Raw genomic sequence first — 17,555 nt, 5'->3', positions numbered from 1 at the left:
TGTATCGATGTGGCTGCCTGGCGCTTAACGCGCCGCATCCGCCGCTTTCAGCGCCGCCGGCCGCATGTCCTGCCAGTGCGCTTCGATATAGTCGATACATTCGCCGCGCGACGCCGGCCCCATCAGCACGCGCCACCCCTGCGGCGTATTGGCAAACTGCGGCCACAGCGAATACTGCTGCTGCGCGTTGACCAGCACGGAGAAACGTAGGCTTTCGTCATCGAACGGGTTTTGTTGTTCCTGAGTCATTTGCATTACCTGTCTGTCAAAATGTGTGGGTTATTCCATCGCGGAAAGCAGTTGGCGCACGCCGTCCACCAGGCCGCCACGCCAGCAGAGCGCATCATGTCCGCCGGAAAACACGCGGTATTCGGCGCGGTGCCCTGCCGCCGCCAGCGCCTGATGCATCTGGCGATTAACGAATTCGATGTCCGCCTCTCGATCGCCGGCTTGCTGAATCACGGTGAGCTTGGGCGCCGCCGGGCTGCGTTGCCGAACCTGGCGTATCAGCCAGCCTTCTTCCAGCTCGTGGCGTTTTTCGAATTGGGTAACGAATTGCACCGTAGGCCACCAGAAGGAGCCGGACTGGCTCAGCACGTGGCCGAAGCGCTCTGGCCAGTGCAAACCGGCATATAACGCCGCCAGCCCGCCGTAGCTCTGGCCGGCGACGACGGTGCGCGCCCCTGCCTCGCTGAACGGTTCGCGCTTCTGCGCCTGCGGCAACAGTTCGTCGATCACCGCCTGCCAAAACGCGGCGTTGCAAGGCAGCTCGTTTTCCCGGTGTTCGCCGTCGATCGCATCGATCAGCAGCCAACATGCAGGCGGCAGGTGCCCTTTTGCGGTTTCGTGCTCGATCACCGGCAACAGCGCGTGCCTTTCGACCCAGTTTTGGCCATCGAGCAGCAGCACCAGCGGGCGATTCGCTTTCACCCCCGCGTCGCCGCTGGCATACAGCCAGACGCGCCGCTGCGTGCCGAGCCGTTCGCTCTGCCACTGGAAAAGCTGCAGCCGCGCCTCCTCCAGCGGCCGATCGGCGGCCTGCCAGGCGCTTTGATCGTCGGCATCCGGCCCTTGCGCCAGAGAGACGGGCCGCGGGCGATGAGACGGCCCCAGCGATACGCGATTCAGCGGATCGGCGATGGCCAACGGGAACAGCGATACCCACCAGGCGCGCTGTTGGCGATCGCGCAACGTTTCGTCGTCGCTAAAGACGGGGGGAAGATCCCGGTCGGTAATGGGGATCAGGCTGTAGCTGCCGCGCCAGCGGCGATCGATAACGGCCGCGCCGTACCAAACGTCGGTGCCGGGGAGCCGGGTCAGGCTGCTGGGGGACGTGCTGTGGTGATCGGTAATGCCGTTGATATCGGCGTAAACGCGGCATATCGGCGAGTGCCGTTCATCGCCGTCGGGATCGCGCCACAGCCAGGTCATTTTGACGTGGCTGTCATCGTGCGGTTCGACCACGGGTGTGCCGTGAGCGGCAACCTTCTGCCACCACGCGGATTGCCCTGCCGCCTCTTCACGCAGCCACTGCGCCGCCAATCCCTCACGACCGTTTTCTGGCCTCTTTTCCGGCAAAAACTCCATAGCGCCCCTTACATAACATGAGTGTCTTTTACAAAACCTGACAATCGTATTGATACTCATTATCATTTTCAATACTATTTGTCGGATTTTTACCGTCGTGCAAACACGACGTCTCCGCGTCGACGGGTGAAGACCGCTTGCCGGCATTTCGGGGTTTATCAGGGTGGCATGACACACAAAAGCAGGTATTCAGGAGAGATAATGAAGATTAAAAACAAAGGGATAGCAAACGGAAGTGCGGAGGCGATGTCCGCCAAGCGTCTGTTGCTGGGATCGGCGCTGGCCTTACTGCCCTTCGCGCCACACGCGTCCGCCGCAGCGGACGAGACGATTCTGGTGACCGCCGACGCACAAAACAGCGTGACCGCACCGGCCAAAGGGATCGTCGCTAAAGAGAGCGCCGCTGGCACCAAGACCGCCACCGCTCTGCGTAAGACGCCGCAGGCCATCTCGGTGGTCACGCGCGAGCAGATGAACGACCAGGAGCCGGCGTCGGTCGCCGACGCATTGAACTACACCAGCGGGGTGATCACCACCTACCGCGGCAACTCCAACCGCAATGACGAAGTGATCAGCCGCGGCTTCCGTTATGCGCCCAAGCTGCTCGACGGCCTGCACTTTGGCCTCTCGAGCCAAAATGGCGGCGCCGGGCAGATCGATCCCTGGCTGTTGGAGCGCGTGGAGATGGTGCACGGCCCGGCCGGCGTGCTGTACGGCCAGGTCAGCCCCGGCGGCGTGGTGGTGATGACCAGCAAGCGCCCTACCGCCCAGAGCATTCACGAAGTCAAATTCAGCACCGGCAACCGCCATCTGGCGGAAACGGCGTTTGATTTTGGCGGCAAGCTTAACGACGACAACACCCTGTTCTACCGCCTGAACGGTATCGCCAGAACCGAACATGAGTTTGTCAAAGACAGCAAGCAGCAACGGGTGGCCATCGCCCCGGCCTTCACCTGGCTACCGAACGAAGACACCAGCTTTACGCTGTTGACCAGCTACCAGAACGATCCGAAAGCCGGATCGCGCAACTTCCTGCCGCGCGCCGGCACGCTGTTCCCGACCAGCGCGGGCTATGTACCCTATGACTTCAACATCAGCGAGCCCAGCTTCAACAAGTCGCGGCGCGAACAGGCGTCGATCGGCTACAGCCTCGAGCATAACTTCAGCGATGCGCTGTCGTTTACCCAGAACCTGCGCTTCACCCACCGTGATGAAGACTATAAATATCTGGTTTATAACGTAAACTCGACGGTCAACGACCACACCGTCACCCGCATGGCACAGCATGAAACGCAGATGACCAACGAGTTTGGCGTGGATAACCAGCTGAAGGGTTTGTTCGACACCGGCGAGGTGAAGCACACGGTGCTGGGCGGGTTGGATTACCGCTACAGCCATATCGATTCGAAGATGTATCGCGATCGCGGTAACGATTACCCGATCGACTGGGCCAATCCGGTTCGCCCCAGCATCGATGGCAGCACGTTGGCGCTGGCTTCCAGCGATTTGAAGACGCTGAATCAGGTCGGGGTGTATCTGCAGGACCAGCTGGAGTGGAATAACTGGAACCTGCTGCTGTCCGGCCGTCAGGACTGGTCGCAGGTCAACACCCGCGATCGCACCAGCGGCGGCAAAGAGCAGACCTATAACGATGCCCAGTTCACCGGCCGCGCGGGCCTGCTCTACGCCTTCGACAACGGCATTTCACCGTATGTCAGCTACAGTACCTCGTTCGATCCTAACCTGTACCCAAGTGCCGCGGGCGCCGATCCGCTCAAGCCGACCACCGGCAAACAAACCGAGGTGGGCGTGAAGTACCAGATCCCGGGCGGCAACACCCTGCTGACCCTCTCCTGGTTCGACATTACCCAGCGCAATGTGGCGTCTTACAACCGTCTCACCTCCGCCTACGAGCAGATCGGTGAGGTGAAATCCAAAGGGATTGAGGCGGAAGTGCACGCTCAGCCTACGCCGGAGATCACGCTGACCGCCGCTTATACCTACACCGACGTAGTGACCAAAGACTCCAACTCGGCGGATGAAATTGGCCACAGCCCGGCGGGCATCCCGCGCCACGCGGCCTCCGCCTGGGGCAGCTACAGCGTCCTGAGCGGTGCGCTGAACGGCCTGACCGTCGGCAGCGGCGTGCGTTACATCGGCGATGCGCCAGCCGACGCCACCGGCCAGTACGACGTGCCGCACTACACGCTGTACGATGCCATGGTGAAATATGACCTCGGCCAGGCTTCGTCGGCGCTGCGCGGTGCGGCGCTCCAGCTCAACGTGCAGAACCTGACGGACAAGAAATACGTCTCATCCTGCAGCGGCGAGTACGCCTGCTTCTACGGCAGCGGCCGCAGCATCATCGCTTCGGTCAACTACCGCTGGTAACAAAAAGGGGTGGCCAACATCGTAATGTTTGTCAGTTAGCGTTTTTCTGAAGGTATTGATGACGTCTTCGGGCGATAAATGAAAATGAGCAAGGGGCCGTAAGATGCTGCCCCTTGCAACCCACGCCTTTGTCCAATCCCCATGCCGCACGCGGGTTAACTCGTGCGGCATGGTCATCAGGCGTTACGCCCCGCCATCACGCCGCCATCGATATCCCAGATAGCGCCGGTCACCCAGCCAGTCTTGTCAGAAAGCAGGAAAGTGATGGTTTCCGCGATGTCGACCGGTGAACCCACGCGTCCGATCGGATGAAAGCTGTCGAAGCTGTTCATCACATCCTTGACGTCGTCTTTCGGAATGAAGCCCTCATAAATCGGCGTGTGAACGACAGCTGGAGAAACCGCATTCACACGGATCCCTTTTTCACCCAGTTCAATAGCCAGGTTTTTGGTCAGCGCGTGCAGACCGGCTTTGGCCATTGAGTAGGCTGAAGACGGTGTGGCACCGATGGCCTGTCGTGCCCACATAGAGCCAATATTGACGATAGCGCCTTTGATATCGGCCTCGACCATATTGCGCACTACGTCGCGGGTGATAAAAAACGTGGCGCGGTTAATGCTCATGTACATGTCATAGTCTGACGCTTCGTGTTCTATAAACGGTTTCGGGAAGAACACGCCAGCCGCATTGACCAGCAGGCTGATATCTTTGTGTTCGCTGTTAATGATGTTCACTACATGCTGCAGACCTTCTTCTTTCATCAGGTCTGCAACGATGACGGAAACCTGGCCGTCTGCAGCCAGCGCCTGACGGGCCTGCTCGGCTTTGTCCTGACGATGGCCAACAAGCACCACGCTGCCGCCGCTTTTCAGGACCCGCTTCGCCGTTTCGAAGCCCATACCGCTTGTACCGCCGACCACTAACAGTTTTTTGCCAGCAAAAGATGTATTCATCGCTAACCTCTTTACATTCATCTGGTTGTCATTAATAAGAAGCCTGGCTTCTCATCGTGTGAAACCAGATTGCCACCCTGAAAACCGATTGACGACTGAGAAGAAATTGCGACACAGGAAAGAAAATCTTTCTCGCCGGCGTATACTGAGGAAAAGAATGAATCAGGATGATCACAATGCGATCGTTAAACCGACTTAAATGGCTGCACGCTTTTGAAGCCACCGCCAGGCATGGCAGTTTTACCGGCGCGGCACAGGAGCTGGGTGTCACACCCGCCGCCGTAGGTCAGTTGGTCCGTTCGCTGGAAGACTGGGTCGGACACCCGCTTCTTCACCGCACCCGCTCCGGCAAGGAGCGACTGACGCTGGTAGACGAAGCGCAGGAGGCCCTACAAGATATCACTCAAGGTCTCGATAAACTGGAAACCGGTTTAAGTAAGCTTCGTGGTCGCCGGTCACGCTCGGTGGTCGTGGTGACGGCGTCCCAGGTACTGATGATGAACTGGCTGATGGACCGCCTGAACCGGTTTGCGGAAACGCATGAGAATATCGATCTGCGGCTTAACGTCACGGAAAAGCTGATGGACGTGTCGTATGGCGAGGCAGATATCGGCATTCGCTGTGGACAGGGAGAGTGGCCCGGCGTGAGTAAAACCTGGCTAATGGATGAGGAAGCCGTGCTGGTCTGCAGTCCACGCCTGGCTCCCCCCGAGAAAATGGCCTGCAGTGAATGGCTCGCCACGCAAAAACTCATTCACGATGACACGCCGCATCCTGGTGCCGATTTTCCATCATGGGGTGATGCACTGAGAGCGGTCGGTGCGCCCGAAACGCGGGAAAGCGGGCTGCATATCAATTCTACTTCAGCAGTGATCCTGTCGGCGCTGAGCGGCAGGGGCGTGGCCATCGTTCGAAACGCTCTGGTAAAGCAGCTTATCGAGACCGGGCAGTTGGTTCATCTCCATCCCGACCATCGCTGGCCACTTAGATGGTCCTACTATCTGGTCACCCCGCAGCAACATGTCATGCGTGATGAAGTGAAAATTTTCCACGACTGGCTTCTTCAGGACGTCGTCTCAGACCGTTCATAAACGATCATCGCAGCTATTGCGCTACCTCGGCATTCGCCCTGGGGCGTCGTGCCCTTTCCCGCCGCCTTTACTCCTGCTTCAATTCCCGCAAGTGCTTGTACACCGTGGCGCGCCCCATCGACAGCACGTTGGCGATGTAGTCCGCGGCGCTTTTGGCCTTGAACGCGCCCTGATGGTAGAGATCGCTGACCAGTCGCCGTTTTTGTTCGCGGCTCAGCGCGCCGAGCGCGGCGTTTTCGCGCCGCAGCCAATCGTGCAGGAAAGTGTTGATCTTCTCCTGCCAGTCGTCTTTGAACAGCTCTTGTGGCTGAGGTTGCAATCGCGTGACCGACAGGAACATGTCCAGCGCGTTGCGGGCGTCCTCGAACATCGCGGTGCTCAGGTTGATGCACAGCAGATAGCTGGGCTTGCCCTGTTCGTCGCGTGCGGCAATGCTCACCGAACGCATCTTTTTGCCGTCCCAGTTCAGCTTCTCATAGGGGCCGGTCACGCCGGCGCCGCCATCGAGCTCGAAGTCTTCCAGCCCGGCGTCGTCGCCCGGTTTACGCTTCGACAGGTTGTTCGCCAGATAGGCAATCTTGTTGGTGGCCAGATCGTGGATCACCACTTCCGCATTCGGGAAAAACAGCGCCGCGATGCCGTCAGCGACCGAGCGCAAAAGTTCGAGTTGAGAAGAAGAGTTCGGCACGCTGGGGGTCTCCGTATGGCCCGGTTTGGTTTGCTGTTCAGCCGCTTAGCATACCGCAGTTGCCGCCGCTTGCCGAGTGGAGCGGCGGCAAGCGGCGTATCCTTCGCCGGTTATTCCGCCTCGGCGCCACGCCGATAAAACACGTAGCTCTCGCGCGCCACGCTGTCACGGACCCGATAGCGCCAGATCAGCCCGAGCGTGGTAAACCACAGCGGCATGCTGCACAGCGCGATCAGCGTATCGCTATCGAACACCATCAGTACCAGCGTAAAGGCGAAAAATGCCAGCGTCAGCCAGGCCATCGCGACCCCGCCCGGCATTTTGAAATTGGAATCGGCGTGCAGATCCGGTCGCTTCTGGCGATACACCAGGTAGGCGACCAAAATCATGCCCCAGCTGTAAACCACCAGGATCGCCGCCACGGTAGAGACGATGGTGAACAGCGTCATGACGTTCGGCACCAGTATCAGCAGCAAGGTGCCGGCCACCATGCAGAAGCAGGAAAACAGCAGGCTGCGGATCGGAATGGCCGTGGTGCGAGACAGAATGCGGAACTGACCGTGGGCGTGCTTTTCCATCGACAGGCTGTACAGCATGCGGGTGCTGGAATACACCCCGCTGTTGGCCGAGGACATCGCCGAAGTCAGCACCACGAAGTTGATCACCGCGGCGGCAGCCGGCAGCCCCGCCCGATCGAACAGCATCACGAACGGGCTGCTGTCCGGCGAGATGTGGCTCCACGAGGTGACGGCGATAATGGTCAGCATCGAGCACACGTAAAAGACGATGATGCGCGCCGGGATCGCGTTGATCGCCTTCGGCAACACCTTCTGCGGGTTTTTGGTCTCCGCCGACATCGTGCCCAGCAGCTCGATGCCGGTACAGGAGAAAATGGCGATCTGGAACCCGGCGAAAAAGCCGAAGATGCCGTGCGGCATGAAAATGGCGGGATCGGTGACGTTATGCAGCGAAGCGGTCACGCCGTCCGGCGAGGTCCATCCGCTGAACACCATCCAGGCGCCGGTGGCGATCAACGCGACGATCGCCACCACCTTGATCATCGCAAACCAGAATTCGGCTTCGCCGAACATCTTGACCGACAGCATGTTGAACAGACACAGAAACCCCAGCGTCAGCAGCGCCGGCAACCAGGGCGAGACGTTAGGCAGCCAATACTGCACGTAGCCGCCGCACACCACCACGTCGGCAATGCAGGTCACGACCCAGCTCAGCCAGTAGGACCAGCCGAGAAAAAAGCTGGCGCGCGGCCCCAGGTATTCGGAGACGAAATCGGCGAACGAACGGTAATCGAGCCGCGTGAGCAGCAGCTCCCCCATCGCCCTCATGACCATGAACATGAAAAAGCCGACGATGGCGTAAGTCAGTACGATGGAGGTGCCCGACAGCGCGAGGGTTTTCCCGGCGCCCATAAACAGCCCGGTGCCGATGGCGCCGCCGATCGAAATCAGTTGAATGTGGCGCGCGCTCAGCCCGCGCTGCAAGGTTTGGGCACAGTTTAGCCCCTCGGCTGAACCTGGGTTCAGCCGATCGCAGTGATTTTTTGTCATGGTGTTACCTGTCCGTCATTAAGGCGATTAAGCAACCGATATGCGGCTGCAGCAGGAATGAAACGCCCGTGGGCGTTCTAACCGGCAAAAAAGTGAGACCGAACGCTGCCCGCCCCGTTGTGACAGGGAGGTAATAATAATGGGTACCGAGAAAATGCTCTCGTGAGCCGTCGTATCGCCCACGTTTGGCGAACATAGCCTGAGCGTGGTGGGTAAACACTACAATATCAAATGGTTATACTTTCCCTTGTGCAACAAAAAAACGACGCCGGAGTCGTTTTAACATTAATTTAACTCTGGCGAGGGGAAATGCCATTGTCAACATGGCAGTTAAATAAAATGAAACTTTTTGATCACATTCAAGCTTCTGAAAAATAGATAAAAAGGGTTTTTATGCGCTTTATATGCATAAAATATGCATGAGCTCGCTCACCGTCGACAAAAAGTAATTAACTATTCATTTGCCGCCCTGCAGGCGGCGAAAAACCGTCCGCTGGCCCGATGAGAGGGGGGCTAACAACCGGCATAATTAGTGGTAAATTTAGCGTCGCAAAGTGTTATGCGCTTGCTAATCCACGGTTAAACGAAATAAATACCTCTAAAATATAAAGGTTGGTTATGGAAAAGCTATCCTACGCTTCAGACAGCAGCACCACCGCTTGGGCTACATATCTGCAACAAATCGATCGCGTCGCCCCTTACCTCGGCGACCTCTCACGCTGGGTTGATACGCTGCGTCACCCTAAACGCGCTTTGATTGTTGATATCCCGCTGCAGATGGACGATGGCACCATCCGTCACTTCGAAGGTTTCCGCGTACAGCACAACCTGTCGCGTGGGCCGGGCAAAGGCGGTATCCGCTTCCACCCTGACGTCGATCTGAACGAAGTGATGGCCCTGTCCGCCTGGATGACCATCAAGTGTGCCGCGGTCAACCTGCCGTACGGCGGCGCCAAGGGCGGCATCCGCGTCGATCCGTTCAAACTGTCTGAAGGTGAACTGGAGCGACTGACCCGCCGCTACACCAGCGAAATCGGCTTCATCATCGGGCCACAGAAAGACATCCCTGCGCCGGACGTCGGCACCAACGCCAAAGTGATGGCCTGGATGATGGACACCTACTCCATGAACCACGGCACCACCATCACCGGCGTGGTCACCGGCAAACCCATCCACCTCGGCGGCTCCCTGGGCCGTGAGAAAGCGACCGGCCGCGGCGTGTTCGTGACCGGCAGCGAAGTGGCCAAGCGTCTGGGCGTGCAGATCGAAGGCGCCAAAGTGGCGGTACAAGGCTTCGGTAACGTGGGTAGCGAAGCGGCCCGTCTGTTCGTCGGCGTCGGCGCGCGCGTCGTCACCATCCAGGACCACTCCGCTACCCTGTTCAACGCCGACGGCATTGACCTGGTGGCGCTGACCGAATACCAGGCCAAGCACAAGCAGATCGCCGGCTTCCCGGGTGCCAGCGAGATCGAGAGCGAAGCGTTCTGGTCAGTTGACATGGACATTCTGATCCCAGCGGCGCTGGAAGGCCAGATCACCCGTCAACGCGCCGAAATCCTCAGCGCCAAGCTGGTGCTGGAAGGGGCTAACGGCCCAACCTTCCCAGAAGCGGACGACATTCTGCGCTCCCGTAACATCACCGTGGTTCCGGACGTTATCTGTAACGCCGGCGGCGTAACGGTCAGTTACTTCGAGTGGGTTCAGGACATGGCGAGCTACTTCTGGAGCGAGTCCGAGATCAACGAGCGTATGGACAAGATCATGACCGACGCGATGGTCCACGTCTGGAACAAGGCCGCAGAGAAAGAGTGCAGCCTGCGCACCGCGGCTTACATCGTGGCTTGTGAGCGCATCCTGACCGCACGTAAAGAGCGCGGCATCTACCCAGGTTGATGCCCGTATCCCGGCCTGCCCCGGCAGGCCGGATTCTCCTCAGCGCAAACAGCGTTTCAACACCTTACCGGTGCTGGTCATCGGCAAGCGTTCGACAAACTCGACGATACGCGGATATTTGAACGCCGCCAGCCGCTCCCGGCTCCAGGCGATCAGCGTTTCCTCCTCGATGGGCTCCTCCGTTTCTTTCAATACCACCACCGCTTTGATCTCTTCGCCCAGCGACGGATGCTCGACGCCGATCACCGCCACCAACGACACCGCCGGATGGCGAATCAGCGCCTCTTCAATCTCGCGCGGATAGACGTTGAACCCGCCGCGGATGATCATATCCTTGGCCCGATCGACGATGAAATAGAAGCCGTCGGCGTCGCGGCGCGCCAGGTCCCCGGTGCGAAACCAGCCGTTTTCCAGCACGTCCGCCGTCGCCTCGGGGCGGTTCAGATAGCCTTTCATGATGTTGTAACCGCGTACCGCGATCTCCCCCACCTGATCGACTCCGTCGATCGGCTGCCCGGTGACGTCGAGCAAGCGCACCTCCACGCCCCAGATCGGTTGGCCGATGGAACCAGGTTTGGTCACGCGGTGCGGATGGTTAAAGGTGGCGACCGGGCTGGTCTCCGACAGCCCATATCCTTCGAGAATGTTGACGCCGAAGCGGCGCGAAAAATCCTCCAGGATCTGCACCGGCAAACTGGCGCCGCCGGAGACCGCCATACGCAGCGTGCTGCGCAAGCGCTCGATATCCGTGTGCTCATCCAGCGCATTCAACAGCGCCCAATACATGGTCGGCACCCCGGCGAAGAAGGTGATGCCGTGCCGCTGCATCAGCGCGATGGCCTGTGCGGCGTCGAAGCGCTCGACCAGCACCAGGGTAGCGGCGGCGGAAAACCCGGCATTCATCTGCACCGTCGAGCCGAACGTATGGAACAGCGGCAGGGTCACCAAATGGCGATCGGGCTCCGTCTCTGAGCCGTCGAACAGCCGTACCGATCCCAGCGCGTTGAGCACCAGGTTGGCGTGGGTCAATTCCGCGCCTTTGGCCCGGCCGGTGGTGCCGCTGGTGTAGAGCACCACCGCCGTGTCGTTTTCGAGCGTCGCGGCCGAAGCGAATTCGGTAGCCTGCTCGGCTATCGCCGCGCTGAAACGTTCCCCCTCAAGCGGTAGCCGATCGCCGATGATAAACACCTCGCGGCATTGCTCCGCCTTCGCCGCCGCCCGCAGCGCCTCTTCCCCCAATGGCAAGCCGCTGCTGCCCTCGAAACAGAACAGCGCCACCGCCGCTGAATCCGCCAGGTAGTAGTCGAACTCTGCGCTTTTAAGCAGAATATTGAGCGGCACCACCACCGCGCCGCTTTTGAGAATGCCGTAATAGATAGCCGGAAACTCCGGTCGATTTGGGCAGGCCAGCGCCACCCGTTCGCCGGGCTGCACGCCGCGCGCGACCAGCAAATTCGCCACCCGGTTGGCCATTTCGTTCAGCGCCCGATAGCTGAGTGGGATATCGTCCTGTATCACCGCCGGCCGTTCCGGCCAGGTGCGCGCACTCTCTTCAAGCAAGGTAGCCAGATTCAGCATCGGGGATCCTCCCTGGGAATGAGCGGCGAGAAAAGCGCCGCAGTATCACGAGTATAGATAGGCGCTTTGCGGTTCGCATTCCCAGGGGGGCTGGGCTATACCTTAGGCATTCCCCCTCCTGCAGGAGTTGTGATCATGAGCAAGAAAAAAATCCTGATGCTGGTCGGCGACTACGCCGAAGATTACGAAACTATGGTGCCGTTTCAGGCATTGCAGATGATCGGCCATTGGGTGGACGCCGTGTGCCCCGGCAAAGCTGTCGGCGACTACATCCAGACCGCGATCCACGACTTTGACGGCGCACAGACCTACAGCGAGAAACCCGGTCATCGTTTCACCCTGAACGCCGACTTTGCCGCCGCCAAAGAAGAACACTATGACGCGCTGTTGATCCCCGGCGGTCGGGCGCCCGAATACCTGCGTCTGAACCCCGAGGTGATCGCGCTGGTGCAGGCGTTTGACGCCGCGAAAAAACCGATCGCCGCCGTTTGCCACGGCCCGCAGCTGCTGGCAGCGGCCGGAGTATTGAAAGGCCGCACCTGCAGCGCCTACCCGGCCTGCGCGCCGGAGGTGCGGCTCGGCGGCGGCCATTATGCGGAGATCGGCATCGATCAGGCGCACGTCGACGGCAATCTGGTCACCGCCCCGGCCTGGCCGGCGCACCCGCAGTGGCTGGCGAAGTTCGCCGAGGTATTGGAGCAGTAATGCGGCGCTAGCGGAGCTGCTCGATCAGGAAGTGGATGTCGTACAGCCAGCGTTTGGCGCGCGCGGAGCGCACCAGCATCGACACGCACAGCGGCCGGGGGTGCTCTTTGCAGGCGGAGGGAGAAAACCAGCGCCCGGTGTTGGCCGGCGGCTGGAAATACAGCTCGTGGTTATAGTTGCCGCTGTCGACGCCGAAGGTATCGAAGTAGCGGCGCATCAGCGTATTGGAATCGCTGAACGACAGGTGAAGCGCGGTGTTGATCTCGGTTTCCGGGGTGATGGCCACGCCCTTCTTCAACCGCCCTGGCGTGTTGAATGCGGCGATAAGCGCGATGACCTGTTGCTGAATATCTTCTGCCATGACGACCTCGAGCCGATATGAATAAAAGATGAATGCGGTTCTCTGTCTGACTCTGCTCACCGCAGCGAGTTCTGCCCGCCGGCCGGGTTTTCTGTTTCTTTACACTTTCCATAAAAAAACCGCGCGCAGCCAAACACCTGGCGCGCGCGGTCCAGGGTTAGCGGCTGAGCGTCGCCTTATCGGCGATGACGCCGTCCCCCTGCCGCTCGGCGGCAATGCCGCCGCCCAACACTTTATACAGGGTGGCCTGATTGTCGTACGCGGTCTGCTGCGCGGCGATCAGCGACTGCTGCGCCGTGTACAGCGTGCGCTGCGCGTCCAGCAAGGTCAGATAACTGTCCACGCCCTGGCGGTAACGCAGCTCGGCCAGGCGATAATATTGCTGTGCCGCCGCCACATAGCCGGTTTGCGCCGCCAGCTGTTCCTGCAGCGTGGCTTTGCGCGCCAGCGCGTCGGCGGTTTCCTGAAATGCCGTCTGCACCGCTTTCTCATAGGTGGCGACATACAGGTCTTTCTGCGCCTGGGTGTAGTTGAGCTGAGCCGTGTTATAGCCGCCGCTGAAGATTGGCAGGCTGATGCTCGGTGCGAACGACCAGACGCCGGCGCCGTGGCTGAACAACGAGGAGAGTTCACCGCTGCCCACGCCGCCGCTGGCGGTCAGGCTGATCGACGGGAAAAACGCCGCCCGCGCCGAGCCGATGTTGGCGTTGGCGGATTTCAGGTTATGCTCAGCCTGCAGCACGTCCGGCCGCGTCAGCAGCACCTGCGAAGACACCCCAGCCGGCAGATTGCGCATGATTTCGCCGAGCCCATCGATACCGCTCGGCAGCAGATTTTCCGGCACGCTTTGCCCCACCGCCAAATCCAGCGCGTTTTTCGCCTGCGCGGCGCTGGTCGCATAGCTGGCGGCGTCCGATCGCGCCTGTTGATAAACGGTCTCCGCCGACGCCACGTCAACCAGCGACGCAATGCCGTGCTGCTGGTTCTTACGCGTCACGTCCAGCGAACGTTTGGCGCTTTCCATCGTCTGCTGCGCCACCGCCAGATTGCTGCGCTCGGCCGCCACCGCCACCCAGTCGGTGACGATATCGGCGATCAGCGTCAGGCGAGTACTTTTCGCCGCCTCCGAATTGGCCAGATAGGTTTCGAACGCCGCGCGCGACAGGCTGGCGTTTTTGCCGAACAGATCCAGCTCGAACGCGCTGACGCCGGCCTGCGCTTCATAACTCTGACTGATGGCGGTGGCATTGCCGCTACCGGTCAGCGAACGCCCGCGGCTGCCGTCGGCGGTGGCGTTGATCGTCGGGAACAGCGCCGAGCGCTGCTCACCGTACAGGGCGCGCGCCGAGGCGATATTGGCGATCGCCTCGCGCAGATCGCGGCTGCTGTCCAGCCCCAGCGCCACCACCTGCCGCAGCCTGGCGTCCTGCACATAGTCGCGCCAGGCGACGTCCGGGTAGCTCAACGCCTGCTTGCCGGCGGCCTCGCCCTGCGGCAGGTTGGCGGGCACCGGCGCCGCTGGGCGCTGGTAGTGTGGATCCAGCGACAGACACCCGCTCAGCAGCAGCGGTAAAGTTAACATCATGACTCGTTGCAACACGTTATTCTCCTGCCTGAGACGGCGAGTTGGTGGGCCGGCGGGTAAACATGCGGCGCACCAACACATAAAACAGCGGTACGAAAAAGATGGCCAATGCGGTGGCGGTGATCGTACCGCCGATAATGCCGGTGCCGATGGCGATTCGGCTGTTGGCGCCAGCGCCGCTGGATACCGCCAGCGGCAGCACCCCGGCGGTGAACGCCAGCGAGGTCATCAGGATCGGCCGCAGGCGCATGCGTGCCGCGTGGACCGCCGCGCCAATCAGCGTTTCGCCCCGCAGGTGCATCTCCTCGGCGAACTCGACGATCAAAATGGCGTTCTTCGCCGACAGGCCGATGATGGTGAGCAGCGCCACTTGGAAGTAGATGTCGTTTTCCAGCCCGCGCAGCGTGATCGCCAGCAGCGAGCCCACCACACCCATCGGCACCACCAACATCACCGCGAATGGAATCGACCAGCTCTCATACAGCGCCGCCAGGCACAGGAACACCACGATGAGCGAAATGGCATACAGCGACGACGCCTGGCCGCTGGTCAGCCGTTCCTGATAGGAGAGCCCGCTCCAGGAATAGCTGCTGCCGGCGGAGTATTTCGCCGCCAGTTTCTCCATCTCGCTCATCGCCGTACCGGAGCTGACGCCGGCGGCGCCCTGCCCGGTGATCTCGAACGACGACAGCCCGTTATAGCGCGACAGGTTCTCCGGCCCGTAGATCCAGTGCGAAGACGCAAAGGCGGAGAACGGCGTCATGCTGCTGGCGCCCGACGCATTGGTGCCGCGCACAAACCAGCGGTCGAGGTCTTCCGGCTTGGCGCGGTACTGCACGTCGCCCTGCATATAGACTTTTTTCACCCGGTTGCGGTCGATAAAGTCGTTGATGTAGGTGCTGCCGAACGCGCTGCTGAGGGTGCTGTTGACGTCACCGGCGCTCAGGCCGAGCGCCTGCAGCTTGCCGTTGTCGATCTCCACCTGCAGCTGCGGGGTGTCCGGCAAGGTGTTGGCGCGCACTGCCAGCAATGCCGGATTGTTGCCGGCGGCGGCGACGATCTGGTCGCGCATCGCCTGCAGCTCGGCGCGGGTGGTCGCCCCTTTGGCCTGCAGTTCGAAGGTGAAGCCGTCGGACTGACCGAAACCGTCGATCGCCGGTGGGCTCATGGAGAACACCTGGGCGTCGCGCAGCGAAGCGAAGTGCGCCATGGCGCGTTTGGCGATGGCGTCGGCGGTGTTCTCGCTGCCGCTGCGCTGGCTCCAGTCTTTGAGGCTGACGAACGCCATGCCGGCGTTTTGCCCGCTGCCGCTGAAACCGAAACCGTTGATGGTGAAAATGGTGCTGACGTTGGCCTTTTCCTGATCGAGGAAATAGGCGGTCACCGCCTCGCTCACCGCCGAGGTGCGCGCGTTGGTGGCGCCGGCCGGCAAGGTGTACTGCACCATCACCGAACCCTGATCCTCATTGGGCAGGAAACCGGTCGGCAAACGCAGATACATCACGGCCGCGGCGATCAGCAGCAGTCCGTACAGCAGCAGATAGCGCGTTGGCCGGTGGATCACTGCGCCGACCTTGTCGGCGTACTTCTCCTGCAGCCGGTTATAACCGCGGTTGAATCTACCCAGCAGCCCTTTGTCGGTCTGTTCTTCATGCGTCGATTTCAGCAATGTGGCGCACAGCGCCGGCGCCAGCGTCAACGCCAGCACCACCGACAGCACCATTGAGGAAACGACGGTGATTGAAAACTGACGGTAGATCACCCCGGTGGAACCACCGAAGAACGCCATCGGCAGAAACACCGCCGACAGCACCAGCGCGATGCCGACCAGCGCGCCGGTGATCTCGCGCATCGATTTCTCCGTCGCCTCGCGCGGCGGCAGTTTATCTTCACGCATCACGCGTTCGACGTTTTCCACCACCACGATGGCGTCGTCCACCAACAGCCCGATCGCAAGCACCATGCCGAACAGCGTCAGGGTATTGATCGAATAGCCGAACGCCGCCAGCACGCCGAAGGTGCCCAGCAACACCACCGGCACGGTGATGGTCGGGATCAGCGTGGTGCGCAGGTTTTGCAGGAACACGAACATCACCACCACCACTAACACCACCGCTTCAAACAGCGTTTTCACCACCTCCTCGATCGAGATGTTGATGAAGTCGGTGCTGTCTTTCGGGTAGGCCACCTTGTAGCCCTGCGGCATCGCGCTTTGGTATTCCGCCACCTTGGCCTTAACCAGTTTGGCGGTGCTCAGGGCGTTGGCGCCCGCCGCCAGCTTGACCGCAATCCCCGCCGCCGGGTGGCCATTGAGGTGCGCGCTGGCGGAGTAGTCTTCGTTGCCCAGCTCAACCCGTGCCACGTCACCCAGCCGCACCAGCGCGCCGCTGCTGTCGCTTTTCAGGATGATATTGCGAAACTGTTCCGGCGTTTGCAGCCGCGACTGCGCCTTTACCGTGGCGGTCAGCTGCTGATCGGCCGCGGCCGGTAGATCGCCTACCTTGCCGGCAGACACCTGGGTGTTTTGCGCTTCGATCGCCGTCTGCACGTCGGAAGGCATCAGCGCATAGCTCGCCAGCTTGGTCGGATCCAGCCAGATACGCATCGCATATTCCGAGCCGAACACCTGCACGTCCCCCACGCCCTCGATGCGCGACAGCGGATCCTGCAGGTTGCTGACCAGATAGTCGGAGATATCGGCCATTGTCGCCTTGTCGCTTTCGTCATACAGCCCGACGATCAGCAGGAAGCTGCTCTGGGATTTCTTGACCGTCACGCCCTGCGCAGTGACCGCGCTCGGCAAACGGCTTTCCGCCTGCTGCACCTTGTTTTGCACCTGCACCTGAGCGATATCCGGATCGGTGCCCTGATCAAAGGTGACGTTGATGCTGACCGAGCCGCTGGAGCTGCTGGTCGAAGAGAAATACAGCAGGCCGTCCAGGCCGGTGAGCTGCTGCTCAATCACCTGCGTGACGCTGTTTTCCAGCGTTTCCGCGTCCGCGCCCGGGTAAGTGGCGGAGATGGAAATCTGCGGCGGTGAGACATCCGGGTACTGCGAGACGGGCAATGAATTGATCGACATCAGGCCGCACAGCATGATGATGATGGCAATCACCCAGGCGAATACCGGCCGCCGGATAAAGAACTGCGCCATA

13 protein-coding genes are annotated in these 17,555 nt (G+C 60.6%); 4 read left to right on the top strand and 9 right to left on the bottom strand.

The window, feature by feature from the left end; translation table 11 throughout:
- Positions 1–24: 24 nt before the first annotated feature.
- Together ACJ8J5_RS05815 and fes are read right to left on the bottom strand one after the other, a co-directional pair.
- A complete protein-coding gene (locus ACJ8J5_RS05815) occupies positions 25–249 on the bottom strand; it encodes an MbtH family protein (RefSeq protein ID WP_404758482.1) in 225 nt (74 codons plus the stop codon).
- 30 nt (positions 250–279) lie between these two features.
- Positions 280–1,587 carry an enterochelin esterase gene (gene fes, locus ACJ8J5_RS05810; protein WP_261424521.1) on the bottom strand — a complete coding sequence of 436 codons (1,308 nt, stop codon included), beginning with the start codon at positions 1,585–1,587 and terminating at the stop codon, positions 280–282.
- A gap of 201 nt (positions 1,588–1,788) precedes the next feature.
- On the opposite strand from fes, the gene ACJ8J5_RS05805 reads away from it, so the two are divergent.
- A complete protein-coding gene (locus ACJ8J5_RS05805) occupies positions 1,789–3,978 on the top strand; it encodes a TonB-dependent siderophore receptor (RefSeq protein ID WP_147823811.1) in 2,190 nt (729 codons plus the stop codon).
- A gap of 176 nt (positions 3,979–4,154) precedes the next feature.
- On the opposite strand, the gene ACJ8J5_RS05800 is transcribed toward ACJ8J5_RS05805, so the two are convergent.
- Positions 4,155–4,931, bottom strand: coding sequence for an SDR family NAD(P)-dependent oxidoreductase (locus ACJ8J5_RS05800; protein ID WP_060433096.1), 777 nt, complete (start codon positions 4,929–4,931; stop codon positions 4,155–4,157).
- A 176-nt stretch (positions 4,932–5,107) separates the two neighbouring features.
- On the opposite strand from ACJ8J5_RS05800, the gene ACJ8J5_RS05795 reads away from it, so the two are divergent.
- Complete coding sequence (locus tag ACJ8J5_RS05795) at positions 5,108–6,022, top strand: LysR substrate-binding domain-containing protein (protein WP_060433893.1); 915 nt, start codon at positions 5,108–5,110, stop codon at positions 6,020–6,022.
- Between the two features lie 67 nt (positions 6,023–6,089).
- On the opposite strand, the gene ACJ8J5_RS05790 is transcribed toward ACJ8J5_RS05795, so the two are convergent.
- On the bottom strand, positions 6,090–6,710 hold the full coding sequence (locus tag ACJ8J5_RS05790) for a helix-turn-helix transcriptional regulator (RefSeq protein ID WP_016927684.1): 621 nt from the start codon (positions 6,708–6,710) through the stop codon (positions 6,090–6,092).
- Between the two features lie 110 nt (positions 6,711–6,820).
- Positions 6,821–8,278 (bottom strand): amino acid permease, encoded by a 1,458-nt coding sequence (locus ACJ8J5_RS05785; protein WP_173888782.1) that lies wholly within the window; start codon positions 8,276–8,278, stop codon positions 6,821–6,823.
- Positions 8,279–8,896: 618 nt separating this feature from the next.
- Between ACJ8J5_RS05785 and ACJ8J5_RS05780 the strand changes: the two genes are divergently transcribed.
- A complete protein-coding gene (locus ACJ8J5_RS05780; RefSeq protein WP_025302877.1) occupies positions 8,897–10,171 on the top strand; it encodes a Glu/Leu/Phe/Val family dehydrogenase in 1,275 nt (424 codons plus the stop codon).
- A 39-nt stretch (positions 10,172–10,210) separates the two neighbouring features.
- On the opposite strand, the gene ACJ8J5_RS05775 is transcribed toward ACJ8J5_RS05780, so the two are convergent.
- The gene (locus ACJ8J5_RS05775; RefSeq protein ID WP_060433099.1) at positions 10,211–11,749 is read right to left on the bottom strand and encodes a long-chain-fatty-acid--CoA ligase; all 1,539 of its coding nucleotides are present in this window, start codon (positions 11,747–11,749) and stop codon (positions 10,211–10,213) included.
- Positions 11,750–11,884: 135 nt separating this feature from the next.
- Between ACJ8J5_RS05775 and ACJ8J5_RS05770 the strand changes: the two genes are divergently transcribed.
- Complete coding sequence (locus ACJ8J5_RS05770; RefSeq protein ID WP_043143542.1) at positions 11,885–12,454, top strand: DJ-1/PfpI family protein; 570 nt, start codon at positions 11,885–11,887, stop codon at positions 12,452–12,454.
- 7 nt (positions 12,455–12,461) lie between these two features.
- Here the strand turns inward: ACJ8J5_RS05770 and ACJ8J5_RS05765 are convergent, their stop codons facing one another.
- The 3 genes from ACJ8J5_RS05765 to ACJ8J5_RS05755 form a co-directional block, all read right to left on the bottom strand.
- Entirely contained in the window at positions 12,462–12,815 is a 354-nt protein-coding gene (locus ACJ8J5_RS05765; protein WP_060433101.1) for a DUF1493 family protein, read from the bottom strand.
- A gap of 157 nt (positions 12,816–12,972) precedes the next feature.
- The gene (locus ACJ8J5_RS05760) at positions 12,973–14,415 is read right to left on the bottom strand and encodes an efflux transporter outer membrane subunit (RefSeq protein WP_414104487.1); all 1,443 of its coding nucleotides are present in this window, start codon (positions 14,413–14,415) and stop codon (positions 12,973–12,975) included.
- Position 14,416: 1 nt separating this feature from the next.
- Positions 14,417–17,554 (bottom strand): efflux RND transporter permease subunit, encoded by a 3,138-nt coding sequence (locus tag ACJ8J5_RS05755; protein WP_197810897.1) that lies wholly within the window; start codon positions 17,552–17,554, stop codon positions 14,417–14,419.
- Between the last annotated feature and the right edge of the window lies 1 nt (position 17,555).

This window comes from Serratia sp. CY43202 (genome assembly GCF_052168755.1).
In the GTDB taxonomy this organism is placed as follows: domain Bacteria; phylum Pseudomonadota; class Gammaproteobacteria; order Enterobacterales; family Enterobacteriaceae; genus Serratia; species Serratia bockelmannii.
Note: the sequence above shows the minus strand (reverse complement) of the source record. Positions and strands in the feature narration are given on the sequence as shown.

What these genes read in the sequence shown, in the direction of transcription:
- ACJ8J5_RS05815 (WP_404758482.1), bottom strand. Translation starts at nt 249, where the DNA reads ATGACTCAGGAACAACAAAACCCGTTCGATGACGAAAGCCTACGTTTC.
- fes (WP_261424521.1), bottom strand. Translation starts at nt 1,587, where the DNA reads ATGGAGTTTTTGCCGGAAAAGAGGCCAGAAAACGGTCGTGAGGGATTG.
- ACJ8J5_RS05805 (WP_147823811.1), top strand. Translation starts at nt 1,789, where the DNA reads ATGAAGATTAAAAACAAAGGGATAGCAAACGGAAGTGCGGAGGCGATG.
- ACJ8J5_RS05800 (WP_060433096.1), bottom strand. Translation starts at nt 4,931, where the DNA reads ATGAATACATCTTTTGCTGGCAAAAAACTGTTAGTGGTCGGCGGTACA.
- ACJ8J5_RS05795 (WP_060433893.1), top strand. Translation starts at nt 5,108, where the DNA reads ATGCGATCGTTAAACCGACTTAAATGGCTGCACGCTTTTGAAGCCACC.
- ACJ8J5_RS05785 (WP_173888782.1), bottom strand. Translation starts at nt 8,278, where the DNA reads ATGACAAAAAATCACTGCGATCGGCTGAACCCAGGTTCAGCCGAGGGG.
- ACJ8J5_RS05780 (WP_025302877.1), top strand. Translation starts at nt 8,897, where the DNA reads ATGGAAAAGCTATCCTACGCTTCAGACAGCAGCACCACCGCTTGGGCT.
- ACJ8J5_RS05775 (WP_060433099.1), bottom strand. Translation starts at nt 11,749, where the DNA reads ATGCTGAATCTGGCTACCTTGCTTGAAGAGAGTGCGCGCACCTGGCCG.
- ACJ8J5_RS05770 (WP_043143542.1), top strand. Translation starts at nt 11,885, where the DNA reads ATGAGCAAGAAAAAAATCCTGATGCTGGTCGGCGACTACGCCGAAGAT.
- ACJ8J5_RS05765 (WP_060433101.1), bottom strand. Translation starts at nt 12,815, where the DNA reads ATGGCAGAAGATATTCAGCAACAGGTCATCGCGCTTATCGCCGCATTC.
- ACJ8J5_RS05755 (WP_197810897.1), bottom strand. Translation starts at nt 17,554, where the DNA reads ATGGCGCAGTTCTTTATCCGGCGGCCGGTATTCGCCTGGGTGATTGCC.